The following is a 15,859-nucleotide window of genomic DNA, read 5'->3' as shown; positions in this document are numbered from 1 at the left end:
CGTACGCCCCCCGTCAGCCCGTGTCGAAGCGGGCGGCCCGGAGGTACTCCGGCTTGGGGTCGAGCGCGGCCGCGAGCCGGAAGTGACGCGTGGCCTGGTCGGGGCGGCCCGAGCGCTGGAAGGTGCGGGCGAGCGCGAAGTGCGCGTACGCGTTGTCCGGCTCGCGCTCCAGGACGAGCTCGAACTCGAGCTGGGCGGGTCGCAGTTGAGCCGCGGCGAAGAAGGCTCGGGCGCGCAGCAGACGGGCCGCGGTGTTCTCGGGGTGGGCGGCGATCACCGAGTCCAGCAGCTTCACCGCGCCACGGGGGTCCCGCGCGGCGAGCAACTGCTCGGCGGCGCGGAAGTCGATGACGTGTGTCTCCGGGTTCCTTTCGGCCACGATGGCATCCTTCCCCTTGCTCCGGCGGTACAACATCGGGCGCGGCGGCCGTATTCCGTACCGGAACCGGCCGGACGGTCCGACTCTCGCCTCCCCCACCCCTACCCCGCCAGGAGGGCGGCGGATCGACCGCGGCCGTTCAGTCCTCGGCCACGACCCGCCGCTCCAGCTCTTCCCACACCTTGCGCACCTGGGGTGCCAGCGCCTCCAGCGGCCCGTCGTTGTCGATGAGGAGGTCGGCCACGGCCCGGCGTTGCGCGCGCGTGGCCTGGGCCGCCATGCGGGCGCGGGCCTCGGACTCGGTCATCCCGCGCAGCCGTACGAGCCGGTCGAGCTGCGTCTCGGGTGACGCGTCCACGACGACGACCAGGTCGTAGAGGGGGGCGAGGCCGTTCTCGGTGAGGAGCGGTACGTCGTGGACGACCACGTCGTGCGGTCCCGCCGCACTCTCCAGCTCGGCGGAACGGGCGCCGACGAGAGGGTGGACGATGGCGTTCAGGGCTGCCAGACGGTCCGCGTCGGCGAAGACGATCGAGCCGAGCTTCTGGCGGTCCAGGGTGCCCTCGCCGGTCAGGACGTCGGTCCCGAAGGCCTCCACGACGGCCGCGAGCCCTGGGGTCCCGGGCTCGACGACCTCGCGGGCGATCTTGTCGGCGTCGATCAGCACGGCTCCGTACGAGACGAGCAGCCGCGACACTTCACTCTTGCCGGCGCCGATACCGCCGGTCAGGCCCACCTTCAGCATGAGCGGCAGCTTAGGTCCCCGGCCGGGTTCGCGCCCGACCGGGGCCGTTGGGGCCAGTGGGGGTTATGCCTCGCCCTCCCGCTCGGCGAGGAAGCGCTCGAACTCGCGGCCCAGCTCGTCGGCGGACGGAAGGTCGACGGGCTCGGCGACCAGGCTGCCGCGGGTGGCGGCACCGGCCACGGCGTCGTACTGGTGCTCAAGGCCCTGGACGAGCGCGACCAGCTCCTCGTCGCCCTCGCCGATCTGGCGCTCGATCTCGGTCTGGGTGCGACGGGCCTCGGTGCGCAGGACATGCGCGATGCCCGGCAGGACGAGCCCGGTGGCGGCCGTGATGGCCTCCAGGACGGTCAGGGCGGCGTCGGGGTAGGACGAACGCGCCACGTAGTGCGGGACGTGGGCGGCGACGCCGAGGGTGTCGTGGCCGGACTCGGTGAGGCGGTACTCGACGAGCGACTCGGCGCTGCCGGGGACCTGGGCCTCGTCGAACGGGCTGCGGTGGCCGGGCATGAGGTCCGTGCGGCTGCCGTGCGGGGTCAGGCCGACGGGCCGGGTGTGCGGGACCCCCATGGGAATGCCGTGGAAGTTCACCGAGAGCCGCACGCCCAGGCGCTCGACGATCTGGCGGACGGCTGCGGAGAAACGCTCCCACTCGACGTCCGGCTCGGGACCGGAGAGCAGCAGGAACGGAGCCCCGGTGGCGTCCTGGACGAGCCTGACCTCGAGGGCGGGGGTCTCGTACGCCGTCCAGCGGTCGCGCCGGAAGGTGAGCAGCGGCCGCCGGGCGCGGTAGTCCACGAGCCGGTCGTGGTCGAAGCGGGCCACCACCTGGTGCGGCAGCGTGTCCAGCAGACGGTCGACGATCTGCTCGCCGGTCTCACCCGCGTCGATGTAGCCGTCGAAGTGGTACAGCATGACCAACCCGGCCGACTCCTGCGCCAGGGCCATGTCCACGACGGCCAAGCCCTTCTGGTCCCATTCGTACAAATCCTGGGGATCAAGCACGATTACCGCTCCTCCTCGCGTTCCTAGGAAAGAACGTCCCACGGGGGAGCGACATTCCCTCGCGCCATGAATTTCCGTGCGGGCAGCGCCTCTTCGTCGGTCCGGCGGCACTCGCGCGTGAGCTCGCGACTGGTGCTCGCGGGAGCCGCGACTGGTCCAGACCTTGACATGACCATGAGCCCTCCCTACCGTCTCGGAGCAGCACGGGTTCACCATCTCGCTCATCGTCCACGTATGAGAACCCCACGGAAGGGCACCCCATGCGACCCCCCATGCGCGCCCGATCGCTGCTGCTCCCCCTGCTGCCGGCCCTGCTGGCCGTGCCCCTCGTCGCCGCCCCGGCCTCCGCCGCGACCATCGAGGTCTCCACCGCGGCCCAGCTCAGGACGGCACTGACGAACGCCCGCCCCGGTGACACCATCCACCTCGCCGACGGCATCTACACCGGCAACTTCAAGGCCACCACCCCCGGAACCTCCTCCGCCCCGATCACCCTCACCGGCTCCTCGCGCGCGGTGCTCACCGCCGGCGGCGGCTACGGGCTTCACCTCAGCGGCGCCTCGCACTGGACGGTCAAGGGCGTGACCGTGACCGGCGGCCAGAAGGGCATCATGGCCGATGCTGCGAACGGGGTGGTGATCGACGGGGTGACGGTGCACGACCTCGACATGGAGGGGGTGCACTTCCGCAACTCCAGCCGGAACGGTGTCATCAAGAACTCGCGGATCTACGACACCGGCAACGACGGACGCGGTATGGGCGAGGGCGTCTACGTGGGGAGCGCGAACACCCTCTCCGACAAGAGCGACAACGCGCAGATCCTCAACAACACCATCGGCCCGGACGTCGGGGGCGAGGCCGTCGACATCAAGGAGGGCACCACCGGGGCGAAGATCATCGGCAACACCTTCGACGGCCGTGGTCTGACCGGCGCCCATTTCGACGACTCCTGGGTGGACGTGAAGGGCAACAACGTCCTGGTCGAGAACAACACCGGCCGCAACACGACCAACAACGGCTACGAGACCCACACCCAGCAGAGCGGCTGGGGCTGCGGCACGGTCTTCCGCGGCAACCGGTCGGACCTGACGGGCGCGACGGGCTCCAGGCAGCTCGCCGTCAACGTCACCAACCAGAGCGCCGGCTGCACGACGACGGTGTACAGCTCGAACACCGTCACCGGCGGCAAGGGACTGACGAACATCGCCGTCACCCCCTGACCGGGCGGCGCGAACGGCACGACGCGAACGTCACAAGGCCCGCCCCCCCGAAGGGAGCGGGCCTTGTGCTTCTCAGCCTGTCAGCTGGTGGTCAGAGCGTTCAGCTCTGGCCGCCGGCCAGCTTCTCGCGCAGGGCGGCGAGAGCCTCGTCCGACGCCAGGGCGCCGGAGTTGTCGTCCGACTCCGAGGAGTACGAACCACCCGAGATACCCGCACTGGCGTTACCGGCGGCCGGGGCGGCAGCGCCCTCGGCAGCGGCGGCCTCGTCGGCCTCGCGGGACTTGATGACCTGAGCCTGGTGCTGCTCGAAGCGCTGCTGCGCCTCGGCGTACTGGGTCTCCCAGGCCTCGCGCTGGGTCTCGTAGCCCTCGAGCCAGTCGTTGGTCTCGGGGTCGAAGCCCTCGGGGTAGATGTAGTTGCCCTGGTCGTCGTAGGACGCGGCCATGCCGTACAGGGTCGGGTCGAACTCGACCGAGGCCGGGTCGGCACCGAAGGACTCGTTGGCCTGCTTCAGCGAGAGGCTGATGCGACGACGCTCGAGGTCGATGTCGATGACCTTGACGAAGATCTCGTCGTTGACCTGGACGACCTGCTCCGGGATCTCCACGTGGCGCTCGGCCAGCTCGGAGATGTGGACCAGACCCTCGATGCCCTCGTCCACGCGGACGAACGCACCGAACGGAACCAGCTTGGTGACCTTACCCGGGACGACCTGACCGATCTGGTGGGTCCGGGCGAACTGCTGCCACGGGTCCTCCTGCGTCGCCTTCAGCGACAGGGAGACGCGCTCACGGTCCATGTCCACGTCGAGAACCTCGACGGTGACCTCCTGGCCGACCTCGACAACCTCGGAGGGGTGGTCGATGTGCTTCCAGGACAGCTCGGAGACGTGCACGAGGCCGTCGACGCCACCCAGGTCCACGAAGGCACCGAAGTTGACGATCGAGGACACGACGCCGGAGCGGACCTGACCCTTCTGGAGGGTCGTGAGGAAGGTCTGGCGAACCTCGGACTGGGTCTGCTCGAGCCAGGCACGGCGGGACAGGACCACGTTGTTGCGGTTCTTGTCCAGCTCGATGATCTTCGCCTCGAGCTCCTTGCCCACGTAGGGCTGGAGGTCGCGGACGCGGCGCATCTCGACCAGGGAGGCCGGGAGGAAGCCGCGGAGGCCGATGTCGAGGATGAGACCACCCTTGACGACCTCGATGACGGTACCGGTGACGATGCCGTCCTCTTCCTTGATCTTCTCGATGGTGCCCCAGGCGCGCTCGTACTGGGCGCGCTTCTTCGAGAGGATCAGGCGGCCTTCCTTGTCCTCCTTCTGGAGAACAAGGGCTTCGATCTCGTCGCCGACCTTGACGACCTCGTTCGGGTCGACATCGTGCTTGATCGAGAGCTCGCGGCTCGGGATGACACCTTCGGTCTTGTAACCGATGTCGAGCAGGACCTCGTCCCGGTCGACCTTCACGATGACGCCGTCGACGATGTCGCCGTCGTTGAAGTACTTGATCGTCTCGTCGATCGCGGCGAGGAAGGCTTCCTCGTTACCGATGTCGTTGACCGCAACCTGCGGGGTGGTGGCGGTGGTCTCGGTGCTGCTCGTCATGTGGGAAAGGGCTCCGGTTACGGACAGAAAGTCGTAGGTACTGCTACGCCGTGAGCCCGTATCGCACTGAAGAAGCCGGACAGCCAATGAAGCGCCTTCCCGCACGAGCGGGGGACGCCTCGAAAACCGAGGGGACATACAACAGGTGCGAGCGCGGCCTGCTCCGTCTGAGGCGCGCAGGCCCGCAGCGCAACCTTTAGCATACGGGGGCGGCCGGACAGGGTCAATGCGCGAAGCGCGCACCCGGGGTGGATCCCCGCAAATCCGGCACAACTTACGTCTCCCCCGGCCGTGTCGGCCCGGGGCGGCACCGCCGCGCTGAGCGCAAACTACAACGACGGGCGAGATGAACCAAGAGTACGAACAGGAAGAAGGTCCCGGGTTCGAGCCCGAGGCCACCCGCCGTGACGCGGGTGACGCGGAGAGCAGCCGGGCCAGCCGAGGATGGTGGGACCGGAACGCGGACGAGTACCAGAGCGAGCACGGGGCGTTCCTCGGGGACGACCGGTTCGTCTGGGGCCCGGAGGGGCTCGACGAGGCCGAGGCGGGGCTGCTGGGCCCGGCCGGCTCGCTCGAGGGACGGGACGTCCTGGAGATCGGCGCGGGGGCGGCGCAGTGCTCACGCTGGCTGGCCGCGCAGGGGGCCAGGCCGGTGGCGCTCGACCTGTCGCACCGGCAGCTCCAGCACGCGCTGCGGATCGGCGAGGACGTGCCGCTCGTCGAGGCCGACGCCGGGGCGTTGCCCTTCCGGGACGGCTCCTTCGACCTGGCGTGCTCGGCGTACGGAGCGGTGCCGTTCGTGGCGGACCCGGTGAAGGTGTTCCGGGAGGTACGCCGGGTGCTGCGGCCAGGCGGCCGGTGGGTCTTCTCGGTGACGCACCCGATCCGCTGGGCGTTCCCCGACGAGCCGGGGCCCGAGGGGCTCTCGGTCGCGTCCTCCTACTTCGACCGCACTCCTTATGTGGAGCAGGACGAGCAGGGCCGGGCGGTCTACGTGGAGCACCACCGGACGATCGGCGACCGGATACGGGACGTCGTGGCTGGCGGCTTCCGGCTCGTGGACCTGGTCGAGCCCGAGTGGCCGGCGTGGAACAGTCAGGAGTGGGGCGGCTGGTCGCCGCTGCGCGGAAACCTGATCCCCGGCACTGCGATCTTCGTCTGCGAGCGCGACTGAGAGCAGTTTTGTCATATGAACCGACTGGCTCTGTGGACAGCCGGGCCCGCCCTCGGCGGCGACGTACGAGACTGAGTGCGTGATCCGAAACGACGCACTCGACCGTCTCCCCGTCCGCCATGCCGTCCCCGAGCTGCTGCGCGCGCTCGACGGGCGCGGCACGGCGGTGCTGCACGCGCCTCCCGGCACCGGCAAGACCACGCTGGTGCCGCTCGCGCTCGCGGGGCTGATAGGGGACGGGCCGCGACGGCGGGTGCTGGTGGCCGAACCGCGCAGGATGGCGGTCAGGGCGGCGGCGCGGCGGATGGCGTGGCTGCTGGGCCAGGAGGTCGGCGAGGCCGTCGGCTTCTCCGTCCGAGGCGAGCGCAGGACAGGGCCCTCGACCCGGGTCGAGGTGGTGACCACGGGCATCCTGCTCCAACGCCTGCAGCGCGACCCGGAGCTGTCCGGTGCGGACGTGGTACTGCTCGACGAATGCCACGAGCGTCATCTGGACGCGGACACGGCGATGGCGTTCCTGGTCGACGTCAGGGCGACGCTGCGTCCCGAGCTGAAGCTGATCGCCGCGTCCGCGACGAGTGACGCGGAGGCGTGGGCGGAGCTCCTCACGGTCCTGGAGGGGAGCGGTCCGGCGCCCGTGGTGCGGGCGACGGGAGAGGGGCACGGGTACGGCGTGCACTTCGCCGCTCCACCCGCGGGGATCCGGCCGTCCCACGGCACCTGGGTGGATCCGGCGCTCCTGCGTCATGTCGCGGCGACGGTACGGCTGGCGATGGAGCGGCACGAGGGCGACGTCCTCTGCTTCCTTCCTGGCACGGGCGAGATCGCCCGGACGGCGGGGCTGCTCCAGGGTCTCGACGCCGAGGTGCTGCAGCTCCACGGCCGGGCGCCGACGGCGGTGCAGGACGCCGTGCTGCGCGGGCGGGAGCCGGGGGGAGAGCGGCGGGTCGTCCTCGCGACCTCGGTGGCGGAGTCCAGCCTGACGGTGCCCGGTGTGCGGATCGTCGTCGACTCGGGACTGGCCCGGGAGCCCAGGACGGACCACGCGCGCGGGCTCGGCTCGCTGGCGACGGTGCCGGTGTCGGCCGCAGCGGCGACCCAGCGCGCGGGCCGCTCCGGGCGCGAGGCGCACGGCATCGTGTACCGCTGCTGGTCGGAGGCCGAGGACGGCCACCGACCACGCTTCCCCTCCCCCGAGATCAAGATCGCCGAGCTGGCGGACTTCGCGCTCCGGGTGGCGTGCTGGGGAGACCCCACGGCCGCCGGTCTCGCGCTGCTCGACGCTCCGCCGGCCGGGGCGATGGCGGCGGCCCGTTCCGTACTGACGGCGATCGGCGCGGTGGACGAAAACGGCCGGGTGCCGGAGCGGGGGATACGGATGTCCCGGCTGGGCCTGCATCCGCGCCTGGCCCGGGCCCTCCTCGACAGCGCGCCCGAGGTCGGCGTCCGGCGGGCGGCCGAGGTGGTGGCGCTGCTGAGCGAGGAACCGCCCCGGGAGTACGGCGACGACCTGGCGGCGGCCTGGCGTGCGGCACGACGCGGCGCGGACGGGTACGGAGCGCGCTGGAAGGCGGAGGCCCGACGCCTGGAGCGGTCGGCCGCCGACGCCGGTACGGCCCCGGCCGGATCCCGGCCGGGCGCGGGCGGCTCCAGGGCCGGCGGCTCCGACGCGGGCGGCTCCGCTTCCGGGGGCGCCGCGCACAGAGGGGACGACGCCGTGACCGGTCTGGTGACCGCGCTCGCCTTTCCGGAGCGGGTGGCCCGGGCGCGCGAGGGCAGCGGGTTCCTCATGGTGTCGGGGACGGGCGCCGAGCTCGCCGAGGGCTCGGGACTGCGCAGCGCGCCCTGGCTGGCCGTCGCCGTGGCGGACCGGACCGCGCGCAGCGCGGTGGCCCGGGTGCGGCTGGCGGCCGTGATCGACGAGGGCATGGCACGGACCGCCGCGGACCATCTGCTCCACACGGGCGAGGAGGTCCGCTGGGAGGAAGGGGACGTGGTCGCCCGGTCGGTCTCCCGCCTGGGCGCCGTGGAGCTCGCGGCGCGCCCGCTCAGGGACGGGGCAGACCCGGAGCTCGTGCGGGCAGCGCTGCTCGACGGGCTGCGGCGCGAGGGGCTCGGGCTGCTGCGCTGGAGCCGGGAGTCGCAGGAGCTGCGCCGGCGGCTCGGCTTCCTCCACCGGGTGCTCGCCGAACCCTGGCCGGACATGTCGGACGAGGCCCTGCTCGACCGGGCGGAGGAGTGGCTGGAACCCGAGCTGTCCCGGGCGGTGCGGCGGGCCGACCTCGGCCGGATCGACGCCGGCCAGGCGCTCCAGCGGCTGCTGCCGTGGGCGACGGGCGAGGCGGCCAGGCTGGACGAGTTGGCACCCGAGCGGATCGAGGTGCCCAGCGGCTCACGGATACGGGTGGACTACAGCGGCGAGCAGCCCGTCCTCGCGGTGAAGCTGCAGGAGATGTTCGGGCTGGCCCGGACACCCCGGGTGGCGGGGGTCCCGGTCGTGGTCCATCTCCTCTCCCCCGCCGGCCGGCCGGCGGCAGTCACCGCCGATCTGGCCTCGTTCTGGCGGGACGGCTACCGCTCGGTGCGCGCCGAGCTGCGCGGGCGCTACCCCAAACACCCGTGGCCGGAGGACCCCGCGGCCGCGGCGCCGACCCGCCACACCAGCGCGCGGCTCAGGAGGGACGGGTGAGGGGCGGCCGGACGGGATCGGCGCGCCTGCCGCGGGCCTCGAGCCACAGCGCGAGAGCGAGCAGGGCGAGACTCAGGACGACGAAGGTCCTCGGCAGATAGGAGGTCACGAGGAGGACGAGGGCGCGATTGCTCTTCACCAGCTCTTCGGTGCTCCGCAGGTAGTCCTCGCGCATCTTCACATGACCGGCGAAGGCGGTGACGGTGTCCTGGCCCATGAGTGTGCGGGCGTCGCGGAGCTCCTCCTTGTGGATCTCCTCGCCGTTGACGGGAGCTCCGGTGACCGGTTCGACCCAGAACATGCGCTTGGTGGTGTACCAGCGGGTGATGCCGGTCCGGGCGAGGAACTCGGCGGTGATGCCCTTGACGGGCATCGACTTGGGCATGGGGACCTTGGTCCAGGGAATGGTCTGCTCGAAGTAGTAGACCTCCATGCCCCGGAAGGTGCGGGTGCCCTTGTAGTGGATGGGGGCGGAGGCGCGGGCCTGGGCGTCGAAGTACTGGTAGTCCCGCTTCTCGGTGAGGAAGGGCCATTTGAACTCGATGCCCTCGCGGCGGACCGGGTCGCCGTCGACGGACTCGCCCGTGGCGTGGACCGGGTCCTGGCTGTGGGCGTCGAAGATGTACCGCTCGGGGATCTGGGAGACCATCTTGCCGTCGGGCCCGGCCACGTAGGAGAGCGAGTCCCAGACGACGACGTCGCGTCCCGCGTGGCGCTCGATCCGCTTCGACTCCTCCACGTTGCCTTTGAGGGTCTGGATGATCGTGAGCTTCTCGACCTGTTCGGCCTTGAGGGTGGAGTAGTTGAGAAGCGTCGCGGGCTTCGCCTCCAGGACGGTCACCTGGTACTGGTTCGGCGGGATCTTGACCGCCCGGGGGAAGACGTACCAGCGCAGAGTGGGGGCCATCGCGGCGAGACACACGGCGAAGGCGAGCAGGACGAGGCTGGCTCGGCGGCGCATGGACGGCTCCTCCTACTTCTGGGGGCCGGGGTCGGCGGTGAGGAGGGGCTGGGGCGAGGTGGGCCCGTCTGGCGGCAGGTCGACGAGGGCGAAGAGCAGAATGACGAGGAGGACCGGGACCATCCCGATGGCAGCGGCTACGAGGGCGCGCATGGTCGGCCTCCCGGTGCTCGAACTGATGCTGCGTCAGGGCGGGGGCACCGTAGCAACGCGGCCGCGAGATGAGAACACGTCGCACGCAGAACCCTGAACGCCGCCTCTCGGTCCGGGAGGACGGAGAGGCGGCGCGGGCAGAACAAGCGCGGAGCGGACCGGGGTCAGGGCGTCGGCGTGACCTCGGGCGCACCGGTCGAGGGAGCCGGCGTCGGGGTCGGTTCGGGCGTCGGCGTCGGCGTCGGCGTCGGCGTCGGTTCGGGCGCCGGGGCGGTGACCTTGAGCTCGATGGTCAGCGTGCCGCCGCCGGGCGCGGTCAGCCGCAGCAGGAACGTACCGGTCTGCCCGTCCGCGTAGATGTCGGGGAGGGTCAGGAGCCCGTTCGCGTCCGTCTTGAGGCCGGTGAGGGTCCGCAGGGGGGCGCCGTTCGCGTCCTTGAAGTACGGACCGTCGGTGCGCGTCCGCGGGGCATCGGCCGAGGTGATCATGGTGGCGGTGAGCCCGACCGAGGAGGCGGCCGCACCGTCGAGGGTCGCCTTCACCAGGACCCGGTCGGCGAACCGGCCCTCGGTCGTGGCGGTCAGCTGCTTGTCGTCGCCCCGGACCAGGGTGTCCGCCTGCCGCTCGGTGACGGTCGCGGTGAACGCGACCGGAGCCAGCGTCCGGCCGACAACCGTGGCGCGGACGGTGAAGGTGCCCGTCCGCTCCCCCGCCCTGACGGGCGGTGCGACGGCTATGCCCTTGGAATTGGTGGTGACGGTCACGTTCTTGGCCACACCGCCGAAGTTGGCGTCGGTGGAGCCGACGATCTCGAACCGGACGCCGAGGCCCACGACCGGCTTGCCCGCCGAGTCGAGCGCGGCGATCGTCGGCCGCACGGCGAAGACGCCGCCCGCGGTCGCCGTGAGGGTGCCGGTGCCGGCGTCCTTGATCCGCGTGACCTGTGCGCTCGCCGGCGGCTTCGTGGCCGGGTCGCTCGGCGAGGGGGTGACGGGCGTGGACGGCTTCGACGGGGACGGCGCGGGGGTGGAGGGGGACGGCGCGGGGGTGGTGGGCGCCGGGCGCGTCGGCCGCGGCAAGGTGTCGACGCGCGGGGTGTCGCTGCGGTCCCGCGGCAACTGGCCCGTGCCGTCCGGGACCTGGTGGGTGCCGCGCTTGTAGTACTCGAACCACGACAGCACCGTGTGCAGGTACTCGGTCGAGCGGTTGTAGCTGAGGATGGCCCGGTCCAGGTCGGCCTTGACCGCGAGGTCGCGGTTGTTGGCGCAGAGGTAGAGGCCGGCGGCCTGCGCCGCGTCGTAGATGTTGTTGGGGTCCTTGCGGCCGTCACCGTTGGCGTCCTGGCCCCAGGTCGCCCAGGTGGAGGGGATGAACTGCATCGGACCGACGGCGCGGTCGTGCGTCGCGTCCCCGTCGAAGGCGCCGTTGTCGGTGTCCGAGATGTTGGCGAAGCCGACGCCGTTGAGCACCGGTCCGAGGATCGGCGAGAGGGTCGTGCCGTTGGCGTCGACGCGGCCGCCGCGCGCCTGACCGGACTCGACCTTGCCGATGCCGGCGAGCAGCTGCCACGGAAGGTGGCACGCGGCGTCGCTGGCGGCTATGGACTGCTCCGCCCGCTTGTAGGCGGCGAGGACGGAGGCGGGAATGCCGGCCTCGGCGGGGCCGGTGACGATCGGCAGGTCTATGGAGGTGCCGGGCTTGTTCGGCGTGTTCAGCGGCGGCAGGTCCGTGTAGTACGGGGAGTCACCGGTCGCCGAGCCGTCGGGAAGGGTGGAGGCGTCACCGGCACCGACCGGCCGGTCGCCGCTCGCGTTGTCCGCGGGCGGCGGCGGGGCCGCACCGGGCCCCTGCGAAGCGGCCAGTGCGGCCACCGCCGCGGCCACGACAGCACCGCTGGTGGCTCCTCTGCGCAGCCGGCGGCCGAATTGCGCTGCCATACGTATGGTCCCCTCCCCGTCGACTGCACTCGCGCTCCCCGCGCGTGGACTCAGGAGACCCTATGACACCGACGGGCCCGCGAACACCGAGCCCTGACCGTCTTTCACGCTTTCGTCACCTCTTGGCCGCCCTCGGTACCGCCGACATCACTCGCGCATACTGGGCCGGACCGGTTCTCGAGGGGGAAGTTCCATGCCGTTCACGCTCAGTCATGCCGCCGCGGTGCTGCCGGCGCTCCGGAGGGACGGCACCGCGCGCGGGCCGCTGGTCGCCTCCGCGCTCGTGGCGGGGTCGTTCTCGCCCGACATGACCTACTTCGCGGCCACCGCGATCCCGGAGGCGATGGTCTTCGGCGACGTCACCCACTCTCCGGTGGGTATCGCGACGGTCGATGTGCTGATCACCGCGGCACTGGTGGCGGTGTGGCTGATGGTGCGTGAGCCACTGGTGGCCCTGTTGCCAGCGCGATGGCGGGGGCGGGTGTACGGGTTCGTCCGCGGCCGCTCCTGGCGCGAGCGGCCCGCGCCCGCGCTGGCCGCCTGGTTCTTCCTCTCCGCGGTGGTGGGGGCGACGACTCATGTGGCCTGGGACTCCTTCACCCACCTGGACCGCTGGGGCACGCGGGCCGTGCCGCTGCTCGGGGAGATCGTGGCCGGCTTCCCGGTCTATCTCTATCTGCAGTACGGCGGCTCGGCGTTGGCGCTCGGCCTGCTGGTGTGGTTCACCGCACGGGCGCTGAGCGCGAGCTCCGCGGCCGCGTCACCGCCGCCGGAGGTCCCGGTCCTTGGGCGGCGGGGGCGGTGGCTGGCCGGCGGGCTGATCGGGGTCTGTGTCCTGGCCGGGATCGTGCATCGCTGCCTGCGCTGGTACGCGTACTGGGGACGCGTCGAGACACCGCTGGACATCATCCCGACCGCGTGCTTCGGGGGCGGCGCGGGGCTCGCCGTGGGGCTGGTGCTGTACGGGGCGGGGATGCGGCTGCGAAGGACGCCTCCCGCGCCGGCCCGTACCCCGGCGCCGGCCGAGGATCGGGAGCCGGTGCGCTCCCGCCCGGGATCTCGCTGAACTCACCGGCCGGCGTGGAGCCGCAGGCCGCTTCCCCGCCCCCGAGCCGGCCGAAACGGGCCCACCGACACCCGCCGCCCCGGCCCCACCCCCCCCGGACGGGGGTGGGGCCGGGGCGCGTCAGTGTGCCGCCGACTCCCAGTCCGGACCGACGCCGATCGAGACGTCGAGCGGGGCGCGGAGGGTGACCGCGGAGGACATCTCCTGGCGGACGAGAGCCTCGACCCGCTCGCGCTCGCCCGGGACCAGTTCCAGGACGATTTCGTCGTGGACCTGGAGGAGCATGCGGGAGGCGAGTCCGGCGTCCCGCAGGGCCCGGTCGACGTTCAGCATGGCGACCTTCACGATGTCCGCGGCCGTGCCCTGGATCGGGGCGTTCAGCGCCATCCGCTCGGCCGCCTCGCGGCGCTGGCGGTTGTCGCTGTTCAGGTCCGGGAGGTAGCGGCGGCGGCCGAGCATCGTCTCGGTGTAGCCGGTCGCGCGGGCCTCGTCGACGACCCGGCGCAGATAGTCCCGTACCCCGCCGAAGCGCTCGAAGTACGTGTCCATCAGGGCGCGCGCCTCGCCCGCCTCGATGTTCAGCTGCTGGGAGAGACCGAAGGCGGACAGGCCGTACGCCAGACCGTAGGACATGGCCTTGATCTTGCGCCGCATCTCCGCGTCGACGGCGGACCGCTCCACGCCGAAGACCTGGGAGGCGACGGTGGTGTGCAGGTCCTCGCCGGAGGTGAACGCCTCGATGAGGCCCTCGTCCTCGGAGAGGTGGGCCATCACCCGCAGCTCGATCTGGCTGTAGTCCGCCGTCATCAGGGCGTCGAAGCCCTCGCCGACGACGAAGCCATGGCGGATGGCCCGGCCCTCGTCGGTGCGGACCGGCACGTTCTGCAGATTGGGGTCGGTGGACGACAGTCGCCCGGTCGCGGCCACGGTCTGGCTGAAGGTGGTGTGGATGCGGCCGTCGGCGGCGATCGTCTTGATCAGGCCCTCGACCGTGGAACGCAGCCGGGCCTGCTCGCGGTGGCGGAGCATGATCACCGGCAGCTCGTGCTCGGTCTGGCCGGCCAGCCAGGCCAGCGCGTCCGCGTCCGTGGTGTAGCCGGTCTTGGTCTTCTTCGTCTTCGGCAGGTTCAGCTCACCGAAGAACACCTCCTGGAGCTGCTTGGGCGAGCCGAGGTTGAACTCGTGGCCGACCGAGGCGTGCGCCTCCTTCACCGCCTGCTGCACCGCGCCGGCGAACTGCTGCTCCATGGCCTCGAGATGGGCGCGGTCGGCGGCGATGCCGTGCCGCTCCATCCGGGCCAGCAGCAGCGACGTGGGCAGTTCCACGTCGTGCAGCAGCTCGGTCGCACCCACCTCGGCCAGCTTGTCGCCGAAGGCGTCGCCGAGGTCGAGGACGGCGCGGGCCTGAGCCATCAGCGCGTCGGCCTCGGCGTGCTCGTCGGCGCCGAAGGCCAGCTGACCGTCGGCCGCGGCGGGGGCCAGCTCGCGGTGGAGGTACTCGACGGAGAGCGCGTCCAGGGCGAAGGAGCGGCGGCCCGGCTTGACCAGGTAGGCGGCGAGGGCGGTGTCCATCGTGATGCCCTCGATGTGCCAGCCGTGCTCGGGGAAGACCCGCAGCGCGTCCTTGGCGTTGTGCATCACCTTCGGCCGGGCCGGGTCGCCGAGCCAGCCGGCGAAGGCCCGCTCGTCGGCCTCGTCGAGCCGCGTCGTGTCGAACCATGCGGCCTTGCCGTCGGCCGCCGCGAGGGCCACCTCGCTGACGTTGCCGACGCCCAGCGCCCAGGTGGCGACGGTGGCGACACCGAGCGGCTGTCCGCCGTGCTGCTCCAGCCACGAGGCCAGCTCACCCGCGCCCAGGACCGTGCCGTCCAGCTCGACGCCCGCTTCGGGAGCCGGGGCCTCGTCCTCCTGCGCGCCGGGGTCCACGGCGAGCAGGCGCTCCCGCAGGCTCGGATTGCGGATCTCCAGGATCTCCAGGAAACCCTTGAGGGCCGTCCTGTCGTACGGTGCGCGCTCCAGGTCCGCGACGCTCCGGGGCAGCTCGACGTCCCTCACCAGCTCGGTGAGGTGGCGGTTCATCTTCACCGACTCCAGGTGGTCGCGCAGGGCCTGGCCGACCTTGCCCTTGACCTCGTCGGCGCGCTCGACCAGCTCCGCGAACGACCCGAACTGGTTGATCCACTTCGTGGCCGTCTTCTCCCCGACACCGGGGATGCCCGGCAGGTTGTCGGACGGGTCGCCCCGCAGGGCCGCGAAGTCGGGGTACTGCGAGGGGGTCAGACCGTACTTCTCCTGGACCTTCTCCGGGGTGAAGCGCGTCAGCTCGGAGACACCCTTGGTCGGGTACAGCACCGTCACGTGGTCGGTGACCAGCTGGAAGGAGTCGCGGTCGCCGGTGACGATCAGGACGTCGAAGCCGGCCGCCTCGGCCTGGGTGGCGAGCGTGGCGATGATGTCGTCGGCCTCGAAGCCGTCCACCGCGAACCGCACCGCGTTCATCGTGTCGAGCAGCTCGCCGATCAGCTCGACCTGCCCCTTGAACTCGTCCGGGGTCTTCGAACGGTTCGCCTTGTACTCGGGGAAGTCCGCCGAGCGCCAGGTCTTGCGGGACACGTCGAACGCGACGGCGAAGTGCGTGGGCGCCTCGTCGCGCAGCGTGTTCGCCAGCATCGACGCGAAGCCGTAGATCGCGTTCGTCGTCTGTCCGCTCGCGGTCGTGAAGTTCTCCGCGGGCAGCGCGAAGAACGCCCGGTACGCGAGGGAGTGCCCGTCCATGAGGAGCAGGCGGGGACGGTTTTCTTCGGTCTTCTTCGATGCTGTCTCGGCCACGCACACGATCCTGCCACGGACCGCTGACAATCCCGTCCACGCCCGGTTGCGGGCACCCGCTGTCGGTGGTCCGTGACAGGATCGAAGACGTACGCCAC

12 protein-coding genes are annotated in these 15,859 nt (G+C 71.6%); 4 read left to right on the top strand and 8 right to left on the bottom strand.

Annotation, left to right across the window (positions count from 1 at the left end):
* Window positions 1-13: 13 nt before the first annotated feature.
* The 3 genes from IE136_RS02380 to IE136_RS02370 all read right to left on the bottom strand — a co-directional run bounded on the left by IE136_RS02380 (window position 14) and on the right by IE136_RS02370 (window position 2,126).
* Entirely contained in the window at window positions 14-379 is a 366-nt protein-coding gene (locus IE136_RS02380) for a tetratricopeptide repeat protein (protein WP_158986277.1), read from the bottom strand.
* Between the two features lie 139 nt (window positions 380-518).
* The gene (gene coaE / locus IE136_RS02375) at window positions 519-1,124 is read right to left on the bottom strand and encodes a dephospho-CoA kinase (protein WP_158986279.1); all 606 of its coding nucleotides are present in this window, start codon (window positions 1,122-1,124) and stop codon (window positions 519-521) included.
* A 63-nt stretch (window positions 1,125-1,187) separates the two neighbouring features.
* A complete protein-coding gene (locus IE136_RS02370) occupies window positions 1,188-2,126 on the bottom strand; it encodes a PAC2 family protein (RefSeq protein WP_189599258.1) in 939 nt (312 codons plus the stop codon).
* A 272-nt stretch (window positions 2,127-2,398) separates the two neighbouring features.
* Between IE136_RS02370 and IE136_RS02365 the strand changes: the two genes are divergently transcribed.
* On the top strand, window positions 2,399-3,346 hold the full coding sequence (locus IE136_RS02365) for a right-handed parallel beta-helix repeat-containing protein (protein WP_158986283.1): 948 nt from the start codon (window positions 2,399-2,401) through the stop codon (window positions 3,344-3,346).
* Window positions 3,347-3,446: 100 nt separating this feature from the next.
* Here the strand turns inward: IE136_RS02365 and rpsA are convergent, their stop codons facing one another.
* Complete coding sequence (rpsA, locus tag IE136_RS02360) at window positions 3,447-4,952, bottom strand: 30S ribosomal protein S1 (protein ID WP_189599257.1); 1,506 nt, start codon at window positions 4,950-4,952, stop codon at window positions 3,447-3,449.
* A 346-nt stretch (window positions 4,953-5,298) separates the two neighbouring features.
* On the opposite strand from rpsA, the gene IE136_RS02355 reads away from it, so the two are divergent.
* Window positions 5,299-6,126, top strand: coding sequence for a class I SAM-dependent methyltransferase (locus tag IE136_RS02355; protein WP_158986287.1), 828 nt, complete (start codon window positions 5,299-5,301; stop codon window positions 6,124-6,126).
* 79 nt (window positions 6,127-6,205) lie between these two features.
* Window positions 6,206-8,815, top strand: a complete 2,610-nt coding sequence (hrpB, locus tag IE136_RS02350; RefSeq protein WP_189599256.1) for an ATP-dependent helicase HrpB — start codon at window positions 6,206-6,208, stop codon at window positions 8,813-8,815.
* Here hrpB and pgfA read toward each other — a convergent pair.
* The 3 genes from pgfA to IE136_RS02335 all read right to left on the bottom strand — a co-directional run bounded on the left by pgfA (window position 8,799) and on the right by IE136_RS02335 (window position 11,866).
* Window positions 8,799-9,776 (bottom strand): cell envelope lipid trafficking protein PgfA, encoded by a 978-nt coding sequence (pgfA, locus tag IE136_RS02345; RefSeq protein ID WP_189599255.1) that lies wholly within the window; start codon window positions 9,774-9,776, stop codon window positions 8,799-8,801. The two genes, hrpB and pgfA, sit on opposite strands and share 17 nt — an antisense overlap.
* Before the next feature lie 12 nt (window positions 9,777-9,788).
* The gene (locus IE136_RS02340) at window positions 9,789-9,929 is read right to left on the bottom strand and encodes an SPW_0924 family protein (protein ID WP_158986293.1); all 141 of its coding nucleotides are present in this window, start codon (window positions 9,927-9,929) and stop codon (window positions 9,789-9,791) included.
* A 164-nt stretch (window positions 9,930-10,093) separates the two neighbouring features.
* Complete coding sequence (locus IE136_RS02335; protein ID WP_189599254.1) at window positions 10,094-11,866, bottom strand: lytic transglycosylase domain-containing protein; 1,773 nt, start codon at window positions 11,864-11,866, stop codon at window positions 10,094-10,096.
* Between the two features lie 193 nt (window positions 11,867-12,059).
* Here IE136_RS02335 and IE136_RS02330 point away from each other — a divergent pair, with 193 nt between their 5' ends.
* Window positions 12,060-12,932, top strand: a complete 873-nt coding sequence (locus IE136_RS02330; RefSeq protein WP_189599253.1) for a DUF4184 family protein — start codon at window positions 12,060-12,062, stop codon at window positions 12,930-12,932.
* Between the two features lie 120 nt (window positions 12,933-13,052).
* On the opposite strand, the gene polA is transcribed toward IE136_RS02330, so the two are convergent.
* Entirely contained in the window at window positions 13,053-15,707 is a 2,655-nt protein-coding gene (gene polA, locus IE136_RS02325; RefSeq protein WP_229818617.1) for a DNA polymerase I, read from the bottom strand.
* Window positions 15,708-15,859 lie beyond the last annotated feature (152 nt).

Origin of the sequence: Streptomyces lateritius (assembly GCF_014649715.1) — a bacterium.
GTDB classification, from domain to species: Bacteria; Actinomycetota; Actinomycetes; order Streptomycetales; family Streptomycetaceae; genus Streptomyces; species Streptomyces lateritius.
Note: the sequence above shows the minus strand (reverse complement) of the source record. Positions and strands in the feature narration are given on the sequence as shown.

Excerpts from the sequence above, each read along its gene's own strand:
- rpsA (WP_189599257.1), bottom strand. The coding sequence starts at position 4,952 with ATGACGAGCAGCACCGAGACCACCGCCACCACCCCGCAGGTTGCGGTC.
- pgfA (WP_189599255.1), bottom strand. The coding sequence starts at position 9,776 with ATGCGCCGCCGAGCCAGCCTCGTCCTGCTCGCCTTCGCCGTGTGTCTC.
- IE136_RS02365 (WP_158986283.1), top strand. The coding sequence starts at position 2,399 with ATGCGCGCCCGATCGCTGCTGCTCCCCCTGCTGCCGGCCCTGCTGGCC.
- IE136_RS02335 (WP_189599254.1), bottom strand. The coding sequence starts at position 11,866 with ATGGCAGCGCAATTCGGCCGCCGGCTGCGCAGAGGAGCCACCAGCGGT.
- IE136_RS02330 (WP_189599253.1), top strand. The coding sequence starts at position 12,060 with ATGCCGTTCACGCTCAGTCATGCCGCCGCGGTGCTGCCGGCGCTCCGG.
- IE136_RS02340 (WP_158986293.1), bottom strand. The coding sequence starts at position 9,929 with ATGCGCGCCCTCGTAGCCGCTGCCATCGGGATGGTCCCGGTCCTCCTC.
- polA (WP_229818617.1), bottom strand. The coding sequence starts at position 15,707 with ATGGACGGGCACTCCCTCGCGTACCGGGCGTTCTTCGCGCTGCCCGCG.
- IE136_RS02355 (WP_158986287.1), top strand. The coding sequence starts at position 5,299 with ATGAACCAAGAGTACGAACAGGAAGAAGGTCCCGGGTTCGAGCCCGAG.
- coaE (WP_158986279.1), bottom strand. The coding sequence starts at position 1,124 with ATGCTGAAGGTGGGCCTGACCGGCGGTATCGGCGCCGGCAAGAGTGAA.